Genomic DNA, 18,116 nt, shown 5'->3' on the forward strand with positions numbered 1-18,116 from the left:
AAGAGAACAGGGGGAACAAGATGAAACGAATTATGTCTGTCGTGATGATGTCTATTTTAGTATTTGCGCTTGCTGCCTGTACGGCAACAAGCGATTCAGGTGCCGAGCTTGAAGGTGGTAATAAGAAGGAAGATGGTAAAGTATTGTATATGAATAACGGTGCAGAACCAACTTCTTTTGATCCACCAATTGGTTTTGACTCGTACTCTTGGCAAATGTTAAACAACTTAATGGAAGGCTTAACAAGATTAGGGCAAGAGCATGAACCAGAAGCAGCAATCGCTGAGAAATGGGATGTATCAGAAGATGGTAAAGTTTATACATTTCATATTCGTGAAGATGCAAAGTGGTCGAATGGTGATGACGTAACGGCAGGAGACTTTGAATTTGCATGGAAACGATTATTAAACCCTGAAACAGGCTCTCCAGCTGCTTTCCTAGGCTATTTTATTGAAGGTGGAGAAGAGTTTAATACAGGAAAAGGAAAAGCTGAGGACGTAAAAGTAAAAGCAGTAGATGATAAGACGTTTGAAGTAACGTTAAAGAGTCCACAAGCGTACTTTTTAAGCGTCATTGCAAATCCTGCATTTTTCCCAATCAATGAAAAAGTAGCAACGGAAAACCCTAAGTGGTTTGCTGAAGCGAAAAGTTTCGTTGGAAATGGTCCATTTAAGCTGACAGAGTGGAAGCATAACAGCAATATCGTTATGGAGCGAAACGATCAGTATTGGGATGCGAAAAGTGTGAAGTTAGATAAAGTTAACTGGGCAATGGTGGAAAATACAAATACAGAATATCAAATGTACCAAAACGGTGAGCTTGATGTATCTGAAATTCCAGCGGATTTAAGTGATCAGTTGTTAAAAGATGATAGTCTAGACATTAAAGATCAAGCAGGTGTTTATTTCTATCGTCTTAATCTAGATCAAGAGCCGTTCCAAAATGTCAATATTCGTAAGGCGTTTGCTTTAGCTGTGGATCAAGACCAAATTGTTAACTATGTAACGAAAAACAAAGAAGAGCCGGCTTATGGCTTTGTATCAAAAGGGTTTAATGATGCTAACGGCTCTGATTTCCGTGAAACAAGCGGTGATCTTGTCAAAACAGATGTGAAACAAGCAAAAGAGCTTTTAGAAAAAGGAATGAAAGAAGAAGGATACGATAAGCTACCTCAAGTCACGCTAACTTATAGCACAGATGATACGCATAAGAAAATTGCTGAAGCACTGCAACAAATGTTTAAAGAAAATTTAGGTGTTGATGTGAAGCTTGCGAACATGGAGTGGAACGTATTCCAAGAAGAGCAAAAAGCACTGAAATTCCAATTATCTCGTAGTTCGTTTTTAGCTGACTACGCAGATCCAATCAATTTCTTAGAAAACTTCCAAACAGGCCATTCAATGAACCGTACGGCTTGGAGTAATGAAAAATATGATCAATTAATTCAACAAGCAAAGAATGAAGCTGATGAAAAGAAACGATTTGAGCTAATGTATGAAGCTGAAAAACTATTATTTGATGAAATGCCAATTATCCCAATTCACTTCTATAACTACGTATTTTTGACAAACGAAAACGTATCTGGAATTGTTCGTCATCCAGTTGGTTACTTAGAGTTAAAATGGGCGGATAAAAAATAAACATCGTTCATAAAGTAGTGAATAAGCAGGCTGTGCAAAATGGGAGCAATTTCTCTATTTCGCACAGCCTCTTCATTACATAAAGGGAAAGGGTGCTTTTAAATGATGAAACCTTCTGCTTTAAAAAAAGGAGATATCGTCGGCGTTGTATCACCAGCTAGCCCACCAAAAGAACAGCAGTTAAAAAAGGGAATTGCGTACCTAGAAAGCTTAGGACTTCAGGTTCAAGTTGGAAAATCAGTTTATGAAAAAAATGGCTACCTTGCAGGAACAGATGAACAGCGTGCAGGGGATATTAATGCTTTTTTTGCTACTCCAAACGTCAAGGGGATTATTTGTGCTTGCGGTGGTTACGGAACGGCTAGAATGGCAGATTTACTAGATTATGAGCTCATTAAAGACAATCCAAAGATATTCTGGGGCTATAGCGATATTACATTTTTACATACGGCTATTTCTCAAAAAACAGGACTTATTACGTTTCACGGGCCAATGCTGTCATCTGATATCGGAAAAGATGATGTAAAAGAACAAACAAAGCAGTCTTTTCAACAGCTTTTTACCCCGCAGCCAACATATTATACTGACCAAATTACCCCGCTCCAGATTATCGAACAGGGGGAGGTAAGCGGCCAGTTAATTGGTGGCAACCTGACGTTATTAGCAAGTTCACTCGGTACAGAGTTTGAAGTGGATACAAAGGGCAAGATTTTATTTATTGAAGATATTGAAGAAGAGCCGTACAGCATTGACAGGATGATGACGCAGTTAAAGCTTGCTGGGAAATTTGAAGACGCAGCAGGCATTATGCTTTGCGATTTTCATAAGTGTGAACCGTTAAAAAAAGAAAACTCTTTATCATTAGAAGAAGCTTTATTACAGCCGTTAAAAGGTTTGAAAAAGCCGATTATGAAAGGGTTCTTAATCGGACACTGCTCGCCACAAATTGCGGTGCCTGTTGGGGCGTATGCAACAATGTCAACCTATGAACGAATGGTAGAGTTAGAAGCCGGCGTGAAAGTAGATTAATAAAGGGAGAGGATACAATGGATGCTAAGAGATACGTTGTCACAGTGTCAGTTGCAACGGTGTGGACATCTACAGAATCACCTCGCAGCCTTGATAAGGTCGCACTAGAAGCACCTGTTGATATAGAAGAGTGGTTATATCGTTTAACGTATGAAAAACGTCTCGCTTTATGCAACGAAAACCTTGTCCAAACGCAGCTTTTATTTGGTGAAAAGGTCGAGGTTATTAAGCAGGAGGGAGATTGGTGCTACGTCCTTATTCCAAGTCAGCCTTCTAAAAAGAATGATGCAGGGTATCCTGGTTGGGTTCCCGCAAGTCAATTAAAGTCAGTAGAGGTACAAAAACAAGACTCATATGCTCAGGTAGTGGCCAAAAAAACGCTTTTAGTAATTAATAATCAAACAGAGCTGATGCTTAGCTATCGAACGACTTTACCTGTGCTTCAACACCTAAACGAACATGTTGAAGTAGAGACGCCGCTTGGAAAAGGTCTCCTCCTGACTAAGGATGTTAATGTAGTTCAAGCTGATACAGAACAGCATCCAACAAAATCGGGAGAGCATCTCGTGTTGGAGGGAAAGCGATTTCTAGACCTTCCCTACTTATGGGGAGGAATGAGCTCATATGGCTTTGACTGTTCAGGCTTTACCTACTCCCTTCATAAAGCGAATGGATATACGATTCCTCGCGATGCAAGCGACCAGGCTACAAGTGGCAAAGGGGTTGCATATGAAGAAATGAAGCCAGGAGATTTATTATTCTTTGCTTACGAACAAGGAAAGGGTTTTGTACATCATGTGGCTATGTACTATGGAAATGGTCAAATCATTCATTCGCCGAAAACGGGTAAAACTGTTGAGGTTATTCCTATTAAAGGAATGGAATACGAAGATGAAATTTGCGCAATACGTCGCTACTGGACATAAGGAGGAAATGAAATGACAAAGAAACAGCCTATTCTCGAAGTGAAAAATATGACAAAGTACTTTCCTGTTGCTAAAAATAAAGAATTAAAGGCTGTAGATAATGTTTCGTTTTCCATTCAAAAAGGTGAAACGTTTGGATTAGTAGGAGAGTCTGGATGCGGAAAGTCAACGACAGGACGGACGATTATTGGTCTTTATCAGAAAACGAGCGGTGAAGTACTTTATAAAGGGAAAGATGTGCATAAACTATCTGAAAAAGAGAAATTTACGTTTCAGCGAAATATGCAAATGATTTTTCAAGATCCGTATGCGTCCTTAAACCCAAGGTCTACAGTAAGGGAAATCATTTCAGAGCCCATGGAGGTTCATGGGTTATATTCTAATAAAAAAGAGCGCTTAGAGCGCGTTTATGAACTTTTAGAAGATGTTGGTTTGAATCGTGATCATGCCAATCGCTATCCTCATGAATTTAGTGGGGGGCAACGTCAAAGAATTGGCATTGCACGGGCTTTAGCTCTAAACCCCGAATGTATTATTGCAGATGAGCCCATTTCCGCTTTGGACGTATCGGTTCAGGCTCAGGTTGTTAATTTACTGAAGAAATTGCAGGAAGAAAAAGGGCTTACGTATTTATTTATTGCTCATGACTTGTCAATGGTTAAGCATATTAGCAACCGTATTGGCGTTATGTATTTAGGTCATCTCGTTGAACTGACAACAAGTAATTCATTATATAACAAACCATTACACCCTTATACAAAAGCCCTTTTATCCGCCATTCCAATACCAGACCCTGATATTGAAGATGCGCGCGAACGCATTGTACTACAAGGAGAGCTACCAAGCCCAATTGATCCGCCATCCGGATGCGTATTTCGAACGCGATGTCAGTTTGCGATGGATGCGTGTGCAAATATGAAACCGGAGTGGCAGGAGGTTGGAGAGAATCATTTTGTGGCGTGTCACCTTTATAACGAAGGGATTGTAGATTTAACCTCTGAAATTGCAGCAAGCAAACTATGAGTCTAGTGGAAGAAAAAATTCGTTTTACCGTTCGGCAATGGTCGTCCATGTATAGGGGGAGAGTGAGCTATCTCTTTGAAACTCCTGAAGAAAGGATCGAGCAAGGAGCGACAAACGTGTATCCGTCTGCTAGTACTATTAAGCTGCTCATTGCAGTTGAAGCGTGTCGCCAAATTGATTCCGGCGTTATTTTAGTTCAGCAGACCATCGCTGTTAAACAATCGGATCTTGTAGGAGGAGATGGAATCTTACATGTGTATCCCTACTTATCGACCGTTACAGTGAAAGAGCTAGTTTTGTTGATGCTCATTCTTTCTGATAATACAGCTACAAATATGTTAATTGCCCTTTTGGGACAAGACCGCATACAAGCTTGTATTAATGATTTAGGGTTAGAAAACACCCAGCTCAATCGTCAGATGATGGATGCTCAAGCGGCTGTGGAAGGAAGAGATAACGTCATAACAGCAGCGGACTTACTTACATGTCTGAAAGTACTCTATAGAGAGGACGTTCTTTCTAAAGATTCGCGTGACTTTTTAAAAGAAAGCTTACTTAACCAGCGAATGCGGGATAAACTACCTTCTATGCTGAATGAAGAGTGTTTTATTTTAAATAAACCTGGACATTTGCGCGGAATAACGCACGATTGCGGTGTGCTGTTTACGCATCATAAAAGGTGCTATGCTGTGGTATTAATTGATGGACTTGAACATAACGAGTATGGACGGAGGCTAATTGCAGATCTCGGTCGGATTATTAGCGAAGTGCTTACTCAATAAATTGTATAATCAATCATTCATCCTATACAAACTTTCACATATTTTTTATATAATAGATTTGTATAATTAATTTTTGGTTGAATTTACTAACGACAGTATTTAACCATAATGGTGGTGTAGGTATGACAAACGAGTCGGCAATGGTTGATATTATAAAAGCGTTTAAGCGCAATTCAACAGAGTCAATTGCAATGGATTTAATAAAAGAAGTAAGGGGAACGTTTTGTCCGCTTCCAAAGTATGTGGCGGACTTAATTGATGAATTGAGAAAGTTAAAATTAAAAGATGAAGTTATTAGCGTCATCTTATATCAATCTGTATATGTGCATAATCATCAGTTTAATATTAAGGATACGCCTACTAATCGGCAATTTATTCAGGATACTGTTTTTATGGGGCGCAAGTGGGTGCAGCAGTACGGGAAAATTGAAAATGTCGAACAAGCAATTCAAATTGCGGAACATGCGTCCTTAGATGCAGAAGAGCCAGAAGTGCCAAATCCTTTTGATTCAAAGAAGGTTACGCTTGAAGTGAGCTTAGACCCGCAAACGTACGAGATGTTAAAAAATATTGCTGTCTATTATGATCATGTGGGATATGATGACTCGATTTCAACGGCAGTACAGCATTTATACACGCAGCTACTCGAGGCTCAGCAAAAAAGTCGATAAGAAAAAATCACGTAACATGGAAAACGTTACGTGATTTTTTTATCATTGATTGTTTCGATAAACGTAAGGGTCATCAGGTTCCAGGAATTGATGCTGATCGTAAGGGCTGTTTTTTTCATAGATTGGAAAATTAAATCCCTGCGCTTCAACAATCTTAGAATCTAGCTTGGAAATTGGTAAAAATAAAGCGGTGATAAAAGGTATGCTAGTCCCATCATTACGAAATGAGCCGACCAATCCTGTTGCCCAAGGTCTAACAGGATGGATGTTTTCATAAACGTTTGCATACTAGCCGCAATAAGCGCTCCAATGATTAAATATTTACCGACTGAAAAAAACTCATCAATGGAATGCTGGATGGTGCCTACTAACTTTTGGCCAAATGTCTTTTTCTGAACGTCAACGCATACGCTATGCTTCGTTTGATCTGTTTTAAATTGAAACGTCAGCAGCATGCCGACTACAATTGCTACGACGAGCGCTACAGAGCTACGTTCCCATACAACGGCCCAGTCATTTCCAAACGCTACATATGTAGAAAACAAAACAACTGGGTTAATGATAGGACCTGTAAACATAAACGGAATCGCAGCGTATAGTGGTACGCCTTTTGCCATTAATCGCCTTGTAATAGGTACAATTCCACATTCACTAGCTGGAAATAAAGCGCCTATAAAAGTTGCTAAAAAACAGCGCCTACTTTATTTTTTGGTATGGCTTTTGCCATCATTTCTTCTGTAATAAACACTTGAATAATTCCAGAAATAAATACACCCAATAACACAAAAGGAAGGGCTTCAATTAGGATACTGATAAAAATTGTGTTTAGCTGCAACAAGGATGAACTCATAGTACCACTCCAATTTTGTCTTAAGAAAATAAATTTGCAAGCACTCAACTTTTACAGAAAATAGTTTAATATAAAAGGATTTGTGAATATCCACCTAATTGTCTAGTTTGAATAGTTGAGTTAGTCCTATAACGGGTAGTATTGTAAAGAGCGGGAAGCTTTGCTAAGATACGATTTCAGGAGAAGAATAGGAGGAACGAAACATGTACATTATGGACTATCATCATCATACGAATCATTCATTCGATTCAAAAGCGGTTATGAACGAGGTATGCACAGAAGCTATCCATCGTAATATTAACGAAATTTGCTTTACAGAACATTATTCACTTAATCCACTTGCTCCTACATATGGACATATTAATTTAAAACGTTATATAAAAGACATTGAACAGTGTCGTGCGCAGTTTGAAGGAAAGCTAGTTATAAAAGCAGGAATTGAAATTTGTGAGCCGCATTTATTAAAAAGTGAGTATCAAAAGGTATTAGAGCCGCTTCAGCTAGATTTTATCTTAGGATCTGTTCATAACATCAATGACAAAAAGCTCCGCTTATATTTACAACATAAAACAGTAGAAGAAGTATACGGTGGTTATTTTGAAGAACTCTACAATCTAGTGAAGCATGCTGATATCGATGTGCTTGCTCATATTGATTTAATGAAGCGCTATGCAATAAAAGTGCACGGGAATTATGACTTTGACCAATTTAAGCCACAGCTAAAGGACATTTTAACAAAAGCGATTGAACGCAATATTGGAATTGAAATTAACACTTCGGGAATGCGAAGCAGCTTAGCGGAGCCCCTACCTTCTCAAGCTGTATTAAAATTATATAAAGAGCTTGGAGGAGAACTGCTAACGGTAGGTTCTGACTCTCATAAAGTTGAAACGGTTGGCGACCATATTTCTGAAGCAATAGCGCTTGCGAAGGAATGCGGATTCCGCTACGTCTTTACGTATGACAAGCGCCAGCCAAGTGCCATTTCGATTTAAAAGACCAGTTGAATGTAGAAGAGAATATTTGTCAATAAGAGTCCGCAGAAGTCTTTATGTAGAAGGCTTACGGGCTTTTTTGATTACTATTTTGTGAATGCGGTTTTGGTTTTATTGAGCTTAGCAAGTTCTTTTCCTCTTACAAAATACTGCTTTACTTCTTTATTCTCTGCACATTGCGCAAAACCAGTAATTAACTGCATTCCAATATTATTTGTCTCTATTCCGTGAATGTTCTTGTTACTAGTATTGCATAAGATGATTTCGATAACTTTAGTTGCTAAATGTGTGAATCATTCTATCTTACACAAAAGAATAATAGAAGTAGGTGGAGGTGTACTAAACACGAGCAACTTGAAGCTATGACGGTGGATGAAAAGAATCATGCAAGCTTAATCAAACGGTCACAAAATGTTCACATCATTAAAAGATGTTAAGGATAAAACACAGGAAACAACAGGCTTCTAGAGAGGTTGATGTGTTTACAAATAATTAATAAAAGTACATAAACGAAGGTACCAACACAATGGATGCTAAGGATATGAAAGGGTTTTCGAGTGCCAATATGACATTTGTCATATTTGTCATGTGACATATACTACTACACATGGTTTCTTTTTATATTTATAATTTTAAATAAATTATGAATGTGAAAGGGAAATCCAAATGATTAAACAAAAACAAAAACAAAAAATGTTGAGACAATCAATGGCACCTTATGAAAAGCCAAATGAGAAAAGCAGTGTCGTTCAACTGATTAATACTATTGTTCCGTTTTTTGCTTTATGGTTTCTTGCTTATCAAAGCTTAGCGATTTCATATGTATTAACTTTAGCAATTGGAGTGGTTGCCGCTGGCTTTTTAGTTCGAATTTTTATCATTTTCCATGATTGCTGCCACAACTCTTTCTTTAAAAATCGACGCTACAACAAAGTTCTTGGTACCATTACAGGGGTTTTAACTTTGTTTCCATACAACCAATGGGCACACAGTCATTCCATCCACCATGCTACGAGCGGAAATTTAGATAAGCGTGGAATCGGTGACCTGTGGATTTTAACAGTAGACGAATACTTGGAAGCACCTCGCTCACGTCGCATTGCTTATCGTTTATACCGCAATCCATTTGTGATGTTTGTGATAGGTCCTATCTATGTGTTCTTGATTACAAATCGCTTTAATCGTAAAGGAGCTAAGCGAGCTGAGCGTATCAATACGTATATTACAAACGTTGCGATTGCGCTTATTGTGACAGTTGGATGTTTAACACTAGGATGGCAGTCATTTTTAATGGTTCAAGGTCCGATTTTCTTAATCTCAGGTTCACTGGGCGTTTGGTTATTTTACGTACAGCATCAGTTTGAAGATTCGTACTTTGAGGCAGATGAAGAGTGGGAGTACGTGCAGGCAGCAGTTGAAGGGAGCTCTTTTTACAAACTTCCGAAAGTGTTACAGTGGTTAACGGGTAACATTGGCTACCATCATGTTCACCACTTGAGCCCTCGGGTTCCGAATTATCACTTAGAAGCTGCTCATAATAATACCGAGCCGCTTCAAAATGTACCGACAATTACACTTCGCACCAGCTTAGAGTCTTTACGCTTTCATTTATGGGACGAAGATCAAAAGAAATTTGTTGGTTTTAACCATCTAAAAACATTTAGCCGTGAAGAACGACAAAAAAGAGTAGCGGTATATTCTAGAGCAAATGTAAAATAATACTCAATGCCATATGTGATTATGATACGATAATCATATATGGCATTAATTATGAAAGTAAAAGAGGGTTTGCGTCATGAAGAAAAAGGATACAATTTTTCAAAAGATAACGGGAATGTCTCCTTACATATGGACAGTTTTTAGTTTACTGCCTTTTTACTTTGTTTTTCAGTCTTCTTCAATGAATGAGATTGTGTTAGGTATTTTGTTAACGATTCTCTTCTTTATTTTTTATCGCATTGCTTTTATATCAAAAGGCTGGCCTATTTATGTATGGACAATTCTCCTCATTAGTATATCCATCGCGATGACGACGCTTTTTAGCTACGTTTATTTTTCCTTTTACTTTGCTTTTTTTCTCGCTTATTTCATAGGAAATGTTCAAAAATGGCTTACATTTATTACGCTTTATATTATTCATTTAGTCAGCACAGCCATTTCACTAAACTATAATATGGTTGCTCAAGAAGAGCTGTTTGTTCGCCAACTTCCGGTTATGATTATCATTTATATGAGCGTAATCATCTTTCCATTTACAATCTATAACCGTAAGAAAAGAGAGCGCTTAGAGGAGCAGTTAGAAGACGCAAATAAGCGAATTTCAGAGCTGGTCAAACAAGAGGAAAGACAGCGAATTGCTCGTGACCTTCACGATACGCTTGGGCAAAAGCTATCCCTAATTGGATTAAAAAGTGACTTGGCACGTAAGCTGATCAATAAAGATCCAGAGCAGGCAAGAGCAGAGTTAAAAGACGTTCAGCAAACCGCACGAACTGCGTTAAATGAAGTTCGTAAACTAGTGTCTCAGATGAGGGGGATTCGATTAAAAGAGGAACTCGTACGCGTAGAACAAATACTTAGCGTAGCTGAAATAGAGTTTATTCATAACGAATTGACTTTATCAAACGTTTCTCCTCTGACAGAGAATATTTTAAGCATGTGTTTAAAAGAAGCGGTAACAAACGTTGTAAAGCATAGTAAAGCCTCTTGCTGTGAAGTGAATATTGTACAATCTACAGATGAAATTATGATTACCATTCAAGATAATGGACAAGGCATTGCAAGTAAAGATGCTTTTCAACACGGAAATGGACTTATTGGTATGAGAGAAAGATTAGAGTTTGTAAACGGAACGCTAGATATTCAATCAGATGAAGGAACAAAGATTATTGTGAAAGTTCCGAGCGTGCGTAAGCAAGTGGAAAAGGAGGAAGAGAAATGATTCGAATCGTTATAGCGGAAGATCAGCGGATGCTGTTAGGTGCTTTAGGCTCTTTGCTAAGCTTAGAAGATGATATGGAAGTCGTTGGGAAAGCATCGAATGGAGAAGAAGCAGTAGCTCTTGCGCGTCAGCATCATCCCGATGTTTGCATCATGGATATCGAAATGCCTCTTAAAACAGGGCTAGAAGCAGCAGAAGAGCTGGAAGAACTCGATTGCAAAGTGATTATTTTAACGACTTTTGCACGCTCTGGTTATTTTCAACGAGCGTTAAAAGCAAAAGTTAGCGGTTACTTGCTGAAGGATAGCCCAAGTGAAGAGCTAGCGAGTTCCATTCGAAGTATAATGCAAGGAAGACGAATTTATGCTCCTGAGCTTGTGGATGATGTATATGCGGAAGAAAATCCGCTAACGGAGCGCGAAAAAGAAGTACTGCAGCTTGTAGCTGATGGGAAAAATACAAAAGAGATTGCAGAAGAGCTGTCTTTGAAAACCGGTACCGTAAGAAACTATATCTCCACCATCTTGGATAAGCTTGAAGTGAAAAATCGCATTGAAGCTATTACGCGTTTTAAAGAAAAAGGTTGGTTTAAATAAAAGGAAAAAAGGGGACATATTACTATGCTCTCTTTTTTTGTGTTTATTCTAAATTTTCTGATATTAGTATTTTACATTGTAAGCGATTTCGTTTATAATGAAAGCAGAAGAGCTGATTGCTCTCACAACATTATTTAATTGAAAAAGAATGGCTAATAAAATAAACATAATGGATAGGAAATATTTGTGGTTAATTGAACAGTAGAGGAGATGAAACAGAAATGGTAAAACAGGAAAAGTTAATGTTTGGTGACTTCATTCAAGGTGATCGCTTCGAATTACATTCTTACCTTGTTTATTTGTTTCAGCAGTCTCAAAGAAAGATTAGACATATTAAACGAGAAGCAAATTGATACATGTTCAGCATCCCGTCATACATAAGCGGTAGCGCTTCGTTTCTTAACGGCGCTACCGCTTATTATATGAAAAAAAGAATAAATTAACTGATTGACAACAGCATGTCTATCAGTATAAGTTATACTACGTGTAGAAAAAAATGAACATGAAGTATACTGCTGTAGCATGCTATTTTTGTGTTCTAATAGGAGGAGAGACAGCTCGAATGTCGGGAGAACAAAGAAAAAAATCATTATCTTAATGATTAATATGTTTATTGCGGTTGGAAGTTTTGGAATCATTATTCCAATCTTACCTGCTTATTTACAGTCAATTAATCAGGGGGGAACTGCAGCGGGGCTAATGATTGCTATTTTTGCAGGTGCTCAGCTTATTTTTTCACCAATTGCAGGAAAGTGGTCCGATCAATACGGACGACGAAAAATGATTATATATGGACTTGCTGGCTTAACGCTGTCTATGTTTATCTTTTACGCAGTCAATTCCATTTGGTTACTTTATGCATCTCGCGTCATTGGTGGAGTGGGTGCAGCTTTACTTATTCCTGCTATCTTTGCATATGTTGCGGATATTACAACGATGGGGCAGCGTGCAAAAGGAAACAGTCTTGTATCAGCGGCTATGTCTCTAGGAATTGTAATTGGGCCTGGACTTGGTGGCTTTTTAGCTGATTTTGGCTTGAAGATTCCATTTTTAGTCTCAGCACTTGTATCTCTTGTAGCTGTTTTATTTTCAATGATGCTATTAGAAAATAGTGAAACAGAAGAAGCTACAGCAGCACGAGCAGCTATTCAAGATAATGAATCTATGGTTTCGAAACTAGCACGTTCTGTTAAGATGCCTTATTTTATACCGCTGGTTATTACTCTTGTGATGAGCTTTGGGCTAATGGCGTATGAGTCAGTTCTTGGTCTATTTTTAGATAAACAGTATGGGGCTACGCCACAGCAAATTGCTTTAATGGTTACAGCAACAGGGATTGTTAGCGTGATTGTACAGCTGTTTCTAGTAGATCGTATTGTTCGCACATTTGGTGAAGTTGCGGTATTAAACATTTTTATCGGTGTGGCAGCACTTGGGTTTTTATTATCATTGTTCACAAGGAGTTATAGCTTATTCTTTGTCATTTCGCTGATTATTTTCCTTGCAACATCTATTCTTCGTCCAGTCTTAAACACGCTTATTTCAAAAATGGCCGGAAATGAACAAGGATTTGCTATGGGAATGAACAACGCTTATATGAGTATCGGAAATGTATTAGGTCCAACTCTTGCTGGCGTTTTATTTGATGTGCAAATTATGTATCCGTTTGTACTAGGTCTTGTTTTATTACTTGTAACGCTCGGTATTACGATAGTGTGGCAAAAGCGTACACTAAAACATAGCGCCCTTGTGAATAAATAAAAAGAAAGAGCGAAGTCTCTCTCTTTCTTTTTATTTACATATTTTAATAGTTTGTGGTAATATATAGAAAAATTAAACGCGGTGAAGAGAAGAGTAAATAAATAAGCTTTGCACAGAGAGCCCGGTAGCTGAAAACGGGTCAAAGTGAATTTGTTGAACCAAGTCTCAGAGAGGCATATCGGAACATTTAAGGGATGATATGACGGGTGCTCCTGTTACAGAGCTAAGGTATGATTGTACCTGATGAGATTGATGTGGTGACATGTCAATAAACTGGGGTGGCAGCGCGATAAAAACTCGCCCCCAAGACAGTATTTTTGTCTTGGGGGCGAGTTTTTTTATGGATTAAAGGAGGAGAGAATTAATGAAGAAGACAGAATTGCGCGGACGATTATTACTTCTAGCAAGTATTGGCATTTCAGGAATCGGGAGTTGGATTTACTTTATTGCTTTGAACTTAGTTGTGTTACAAATCACTGGTTCAGCCCTAGCCGTTTCAACTCTTTATATTGTTAGAGCAGCAGCTGCGATGTTAACGAACCTATGGGCTGGGAGTCTCATTGATCGTTTAAACAAAAAGCACGTAATGATTGGATTAAACCTGATCCAAGCCGCTGTTATTTTATGGTTGGCTTTTTCAAATTCACTTCTCGTAATCTATGTACTGGTTGGAATTACAACCGCTGTAGGCGCAGCGTATGAACCAACATCTATGGCGTATATAACAAAGTTTTTACCAGAAGAGAAGCGTAAAAGATTCAATTCACTTAGAAGTCTTCTTGATGCAGGAGCATTTTTTACAGGACCAGCCGTTGCGGGTTTATTAGTGATGGTCAGTACACCAGCAACTGCTATTTGCATTAACAGTATCGCATTAGTGCTTTCGGCGCTGCTGCTTTGGTTTGTGCCAAATATAGAGCCAAAGGGGTTTACTACACAAAAGGTTCAAAGGTTATCATTTTACATGATTAAACAGGATTGGCATCTTGTATTTTCTTTTAGCCGGCACGCAGTGGGAGTTATGCTTATTTATTTACTCTTTAGTTTCATGACGGTGTTGATGACCGCAACTGATTCACTTGAAGCTGTTTTTTCAGTAAAGGAACTAGGTTTAACAGAGGGAGAGTATGGACTATTGGTTAGCATAGCTGGTGGAGGTGTACTTATCGGTGCGCTTCTTAATACCATAATAGTTGAAAAAATTCCTACATCTTGGCTCCTTGGTATGGGGAGCATGCTAACAGCTGGAGGGTATATGTTATTTACAAATTCAACTACATTTTTTATAGCTGCCTGCGGATGCGCCTTGATATCGTTTGCAATGGCATTTGCGAACGCGGCATTTTATACGTTTTATCAAACGTATATTCCAGTTGAAATAATGGGGCGAGTTGGAAGCCTATATGGATTAGTAGAAAGTCTATGTATTATTATTGTAACCGCATTGTTTGGCATTTTAGTAGAAGTGATCTCCATACGCTTGGTCGTTATAATAGGAGCTGCTTTAATGATTATTGTAGCTTTGGCAGTATGGACTTGTAGCTTACGGGTACTTGTTCAAAGAAAAAACGTTAGTGTAGAAAAAGTGAGTACATGAATAAGCAATTAAATGAGTCTTCAAACGTTTTATTAATAGTTAAATCGTAGGAGGGCTTATATGTTTAAAAAAATAATAAAAAGAGTAAGTATATCTTTAGCTGTAGCGTGTGTAACATGGATAACCTTGCATCAAGTGTTGACTGTTGTGGAAGACAAACGATATCCACCATTAGGAGAGCTTGTAGAAGTAAAGGGAAAGCAGATGCATATCTATCAAAAAGGTAAAGGGAAACAAACAATTGTATTATTAGCTGGCTTTGGAACACCTGCTCCAGCTGTTGATTTTTGAGTTATCACATACGTACAAAGTCGTAGTTGTGGAGCCTTTTGGTTATGGTCGGAGTGATTTTACAGAGAGCGAACGATCGGTTGAAAGTATTGTTGAAGAAGTAAGAAATCCATTGAAAAAAGCAGACGTACAAGGTCCATATATTCTTATGCCTCATTCGGTGTCAGGCATTTATGCAATGTATTATGCCAATCACTATCCTGATGAAGTGGAAGCCATTGTTGGCATTGATCCAACGTTACCAAAGATGCTGAGGTGTTTTGGTGAAGCTCCCTCAACGATGCCAAGTATTTTTCGATTTGTCGCTCCAACAGGGATTGCTCGTCTAGCAGTTGAGCTTGATGATGAGTCTTATTTACCTATCGCTGAACCAGGGATGTATTCCAGCCGAGAGTTAAAAATGATAAAGGCAAAGACCAGCATAAAAGGATACAACAAAAACATCATTATGGAAATGAATGAGATAGAAAGAAACGTGAATAAAACAGAATCCTTAACGATTCCAAATAAAGTACCAGTCGTAATTTTTGCTAAGAACTTTCAGAAAGAAACAAACGGTAAATCAACACTATCATTTTATGAGCAGGAAATTGCAAAGCAGCATCATAATAAAGTGGTGATGTTGAACGGACATCACTACCTTCATTGGACACGTTCTCGTGAAATAGTTGACGAGCTAAAGCTTTTTTTAAAGGGAACGACACCAAATTAAAATTCAGAGCAGTATTTACTTTTAAGACAAATTAATAGGGTACATCAAGTATAGGTGTGAATCTTAATTTCGTATTTAATTCAACTTAAGTCTGCACACTTTCTCCATATCTATCCTTTATAATAGATGTACATTTACAGGGGAAGTGAAAGAAATGAATAAAGTATCCATTAAATTAGGACTATTGTTTTTAGTTTTTATCTTAATTATTGAAGCAGGTTTATTTTTCTATTTATATACGGGGTTAGCGAACACTCGCATCTCAGAAGAGTTAGAGAGTTTAAGAGTAAGAGGGAATAGCCACCGAGAAGTATTAGAGCAGCACCGTGATTCCATAACGCTTAGTCACGTCGCGTTAATGGAGTCAGAAACCGATACGGATGTTGTCATTACCAATATAAACGGGGAAGTTTTGAGTGCTTCAACACCTCTTATTACAGGAGCAAAAGCGGCTGTGAATGAGTGGAGAGATAAGAAGCTCCCTTATGAGGGGAAAATTTTGCAAAGAGATTGGGAAATTTTCCCCTATATTGCAACAGCTTCTCCAATTGAAGTAAATGATAATCAAGTTGGCACAGTGTATATGTTTAAAGATACGAAAGATATCAAAGGAATGATTGATCGTCTCCAGCATCACTTTTACATAGCTGGTATTATTTCAATTGTATTTGCAGTTGTTACAACTTTTGCTTTATCAAAACTAATCACGGCACCTTTAGTACAAATGAAGCAAGCGACAGAAAAGATTAGCCAAGGGCATTTGACGGTAAAACTGGGGGCGCATTCTCGGGATGAGGTTGGACAGTTAGGAACATCCATTCAAGCGCTTGCGAATGAACTGCAGCGCTTGAAAAAAGAGAGAAACGAGTTTTTGAGCAGTATTTCGCACGAATTGCAAACGCCGCTGATGTATGTAAAAGGCTATGCAGACATTGCAAAGCGCCATGAAACAAGTGAAGAAAACCGCACAAAATATTTAGGGGTCATTGAGGAAGAGGCTGAGAGAATTTCAAAGCTTGTAAAAGATTTATTTCAGCTTGCTCGTTTAGATAAAAATACGTTTCTCATTGAAAAGCAAGAAGTTGAGCTTCAGTCCTATTTATCTAAAATTTGTGAAGCATTTCAATTAGCTCTAAGCGAAAAGAATGTTCATATTGAGGTGAACTGTCCAAAGTATGTAAATGTACTAATTGATGAAGAGCGCTTTATGCAAGTCATTATAAACGTTATAGATAATGCCTTAAGATATTCTGAAACAAAAAAGATTTTAATAAGCGTTGAAGAGGATAATTGGCGCGTCAAGCTGTCCATTCAAGACTACGGAGTGGGAATTCCGAGTGAAGATGTACCATATGTGTTTGATAAATTGTATCGCGTAGATAAATCAAGGTCTCGGAAGAATGGAGGCTACGGTTTAGGGTTATCGATTGTAAAAGATATTGTGGAAGCGCACGGTGGAAAAGTGGAGATGACAAGCATAGCAGAAAAAGGAACAACCGTGAGCATTTCGTTGCCAAAGGAGCGTTAATATGCCTACGATTTTATTAGTAGACGATGAAGTGAGAATGCTGGATTTATTAGAGCTGTATCTAGCTCCACATGGTTTTTCATGCATGAAGTGTGAAGATTCTACAGAAGTAGAAAAGTACCTAGAAAAGAACCCAATGATTCAGCTAGTGCTGCTCGACTTGATGATGCCCAAAAAAGACGGATGGACAGTTTGTCAAGAAATCAGAGCCAAGTTTAAAGTCCCTATCATCATGCTGACTGCTAGAGACCAAACTGAGGATGTTGTAAAAGGTTTAAATAGTGGAGCGGATGATTATATTACAAAGCCTTTTAGCGAAGAAGAGCTACTGGCTCGAATACAGGCTGTATTGAGAAGAACAGGTGTAGAAAAGAAAGGTATTTCCTATAAGGAGCTTTACGTAAATGAAGAAAGCAGGGAAGTTATTTATGTTGGTGAAAGCATTTCAATGACAAAAACAGAATTTGAGCTACTCTGCTTATTTTTAAAGCATCCCAATCGCGTTTTTCCTCGCGAAGATTTAGTTATGCTCATTTGGGGCTATGATACGGAAATTGAAGGGCGAACAGTTGATTCCCATATGCGTAACGTCAGAGAAAAGCTCAGAAGCGCTGGTTTCCCAATCGAGCAACATCTTCAAACTGTGTGGGGAGTAGGATATAAATGGGGCGCTTCATAAATAATCACACAATAAATTGTGTTTCTTCATAAAATCTGCACACTTCTTTTTTACACTAAACGTATATCGTTAAACCATTCGTAAAAATCTAGATA

The 18,116-nt window shown here is 38.2% G+C and carries 17 protein-coding genes, 2 pseudogenes and 1 other annotated feature; of the genes and pseudogenes, 17 read left to right on the forward strand and 2 right to left on the reverse strand.

All coding sequences use genetic code 11. From position 1 onward, the window contains the following. The first annotated feature begins 20 nt into the window (after nt 1-20). The 6 genes from MKZ18_RS07955 (at nt 21) to MKZ18_RS07980 (ending at nt 6,071) form a co-directional block, all read left to right on the forward strand. Nucleotides 21-1,640 (forward strand): peptide ABC transporter substrate-binding protein, encoded by a 1,620-nt coding sequence (locus MKZ18_RS07955; RefSeq protein WP_283880756.1) that lies wholly within the window; start codon nt 21-23, stop codon nt 1,638-1,640. Between the two features lie 102 nt (nt 1,641-1,742). Next, on the forward strand, nt 1,743-2,669 hold the full coding sequence (locus tag MKZ18_RS07960) for a S66 peptidase family protein (protein ID WP_062954732.1): 927 nt from the start codon (nt 1,743-1,745) through the stop codon (nt 2,667-2,669). 17 nt (nt 2,670-2,686) lie between these two features. Beyond that, a complete protein-coding gene (locus MKZ18_RS07965) occupies nt 2,687-3,595 on the forward strand; it encodes a C40 family peptidase (RefSeq protein ID WP_061784824.1) in 909 nt (302 codons plus the stop codon). A gap of 12 nt (nt 3,596-3,607) precedes the next feature. Then, a complete protein-coding gene (locus MKZ18_RS07970; protein WP_025908189.1) occupies nt 3,608-4,618 on the forward strand; it encodes an ABC transporter ATP-binding protein in 1,011 nt (336 codons plus the stop codon). Between the two features lie 62 nt (nt 4,619-4,680). Then, entirely contained in the window at nt 4,681-5,400 is a 720-nt protein-coding gene (locus MKZ18_RS07975; RefSeq protein WP_340842580.1) for a serine hydrolase, read from the forward strand. Nucleotides 5,401-5,522: 122 nt separating this feature from the next. Continuing rightward, nucleotides 5,523-6,071, forward strand: coding sequence for a hypothetical protein (locus MKZ18_RS07980; protein ID WP_025910306.1), 549 nt, complete (start codon nt 5,523-5,525; stop codon nt 6,069-6,071). A gap of 191 nt (nt 6,072-6,262) precedes the next feature. Here MKZ18_RS07980 and MKZ18_RS07985 read toward each other — a convergent pair. Continuing rightward, nucleotides 6,263-6,921, reverse strand: a pseudogene (locus MKZ18_RS07985) (permease); the annotation flags it as partial. Between the two features lie 203 nt (nt 6,922-7,124). Here MKZ18_RS07985 and MKZ18_RS07990 point away from each other — a divergent pair. Next, on the forward strand, nt 7,125-7,916 hold the full coding sequence (locus MKZ18_RS07990) for a histidinol-phosphatase HisJ family protein (protein WP_076513218.1): 792 nt from the start codon (nt 7,125-7,127) through the stop codon (nt 7,914-7,916). Nucleotides 7,917-8,002: 86 nt separating this feature from the next. Here MKZ18_RS07990 and MKZ18_RS07995 read toward each other — a convergent pair. Next, nucleotides 8,003-8,146, reverse strand: a pseudogene (locus tag MKZ18_RS07995) (DUF3231 family protein); the annotation flags it as partial. A gap of 436 nt (nt 8,147-8,582) precedes the next feature. Here MKZ18_RS07995 and MKZ18_RS08000 point away from each other — a divergent pair. The 10 genes from MKZ18_RS08000 (at nt 8,583) to MKZ18_RS08045 (ending at nt 18,021) form a co-directional block, all read left to right on the forward strand. Continuing rightward, nucleotides 8,583-9,635 carry a fatty acid desaturase gene (locus MKZ18_RS08000; RefSeq protein ID WP_025910314.1) on the forward strand — a complete coding sequence of 351 codons (1,053 nt, stop codon included), beginning with the start codon at nt 8,583-8,585 and terminating at the stop codon, nt 9,633-9,635. Between the two features lie 76 nt (nt 9,636-9,711). Further along, nucleotides 9,712-10,857: a sensor histidine kinase gene (locus MKZ18_RS08005; protein WP_025910315.1), complete on the forward strand. Its 1,146-nt coding sequence runs from the start codon at nt 9,712-9,714 to the stop codon at nt 10,855-10,857. Continuing rightward, the gene (locus MKZ18_RS08010) at nt 10,854-11,453 is read left to right on the forward strand and encodes a response regulator transcription factor (protein WP_025910316.1); all 600 of its coding nucleotides are present in this window, start codon (nt 10,854-10,856) and stop codon (nt 11,451-11,453) included. The genes MKZ18_RS08005 and MKZ18_RS08010 overlap by 4 nt, the downstream gene beginning before the upstream one ends. A 221-nt stretch (nt 11,454-11,674) precedes the next feature. Next, the gene (locus MKZ18_RS08015) at nt 11,675-11,806 is read left to right on the forward strand and encodes a hypothetical protein (protein WP_257788887.1); all 132 of its coding nucleotides are present in this window, start codon (nt 11,675-11,677) and stop codon (nt 11,804-11,806) included. A gap of 244 nt (nt 11,807-12,050) precedes the next feature. Further along, nucleotides 12,051-13,214 (forward strand): MFS transporter, encoded by a 1,164-nt coding sequence (locus MKZ18_RS08020; RefSeq protein WP_251385301.1) that lies wholly within the window; start codon nt 12,051-12,053, stop codon nt 13,212-13,214. A gap of 72 nt (nt 13,215-13,286) precedes the next feature. Beyond that, nucleotides 13,287-13,522: a binding site (T-box leader), on the forward strand. A gap of 56 nt (nt 13,523-13,578) precedes the next feature. After that, complete coding sequence (locus MKZ18_RS08025) at nt 13,579-14,811, forward strand: MFS transporter (protein ID WP_340842578.1); 1,233 nt, start codon at nt 13,579-13,581, stop codon at nt 14,809-14,811. Between the two features lie 60 nt (nt 14,812-14,871). Continuing rightward, nucleotides 14,872-15,102, forward strand: a complete 231-nt coding sequence (locus MKZ18_RS08030; RefSeq protein ID WP_240046381.1) for a hypothetical protein — start codon at nt 14,872-14,874, stop codon at nt 15,100-15,102. Next, on the forward strand, nt 15,092-15,814 hold the full coding sequence (locus MKZ18_RS08035) for an alpha/beta fold hydrolase (RefSeq protein WP_340842577.1): 723 nt from the start codon (nt 15,092-15,094) through the stop codon (nt 15,812-15,814). The genes MKZ18_RS08030 and MKZ18_RS08035 overlap by 11 nt, the downstream gene beginning before the upstream one ends. Before the next feature lie 154 nt (nt 15,815-15,968). Continuing rightward, nucleotides 15,969-17,342, forward strand: a complete 1,374-nt coding sequence (locus tag MKZ18_RS08040; RefSeq protein WP_283880761.1) for a sensor histidine kinase — start codon at nt 15,969-15,971, stop codon at nt 17,340-17,342. A gap of 1 nt (nt 17,343) precedes the next feature. Then, entirely contained in the window at nt 17,344-18,021 is a 678-nt protein-coding gene (locus MKZ18_RS08045; protein ID WP_025910320.1) for a response regulator transcription factor, read from the forward strand. Nucleotides 18,022-18,116: the final 95 nt, after the last annotated feature.

The organism is Priestia sp. FSL W8-0001 (assembly GCF_038050335.1).
In the GTDB taxonomy this organism is placed as follows: Bacteria; Bacillota; Bacilli; order Bacillales; family Bacillaceae_H; genus Priestia; species Priestia flexa.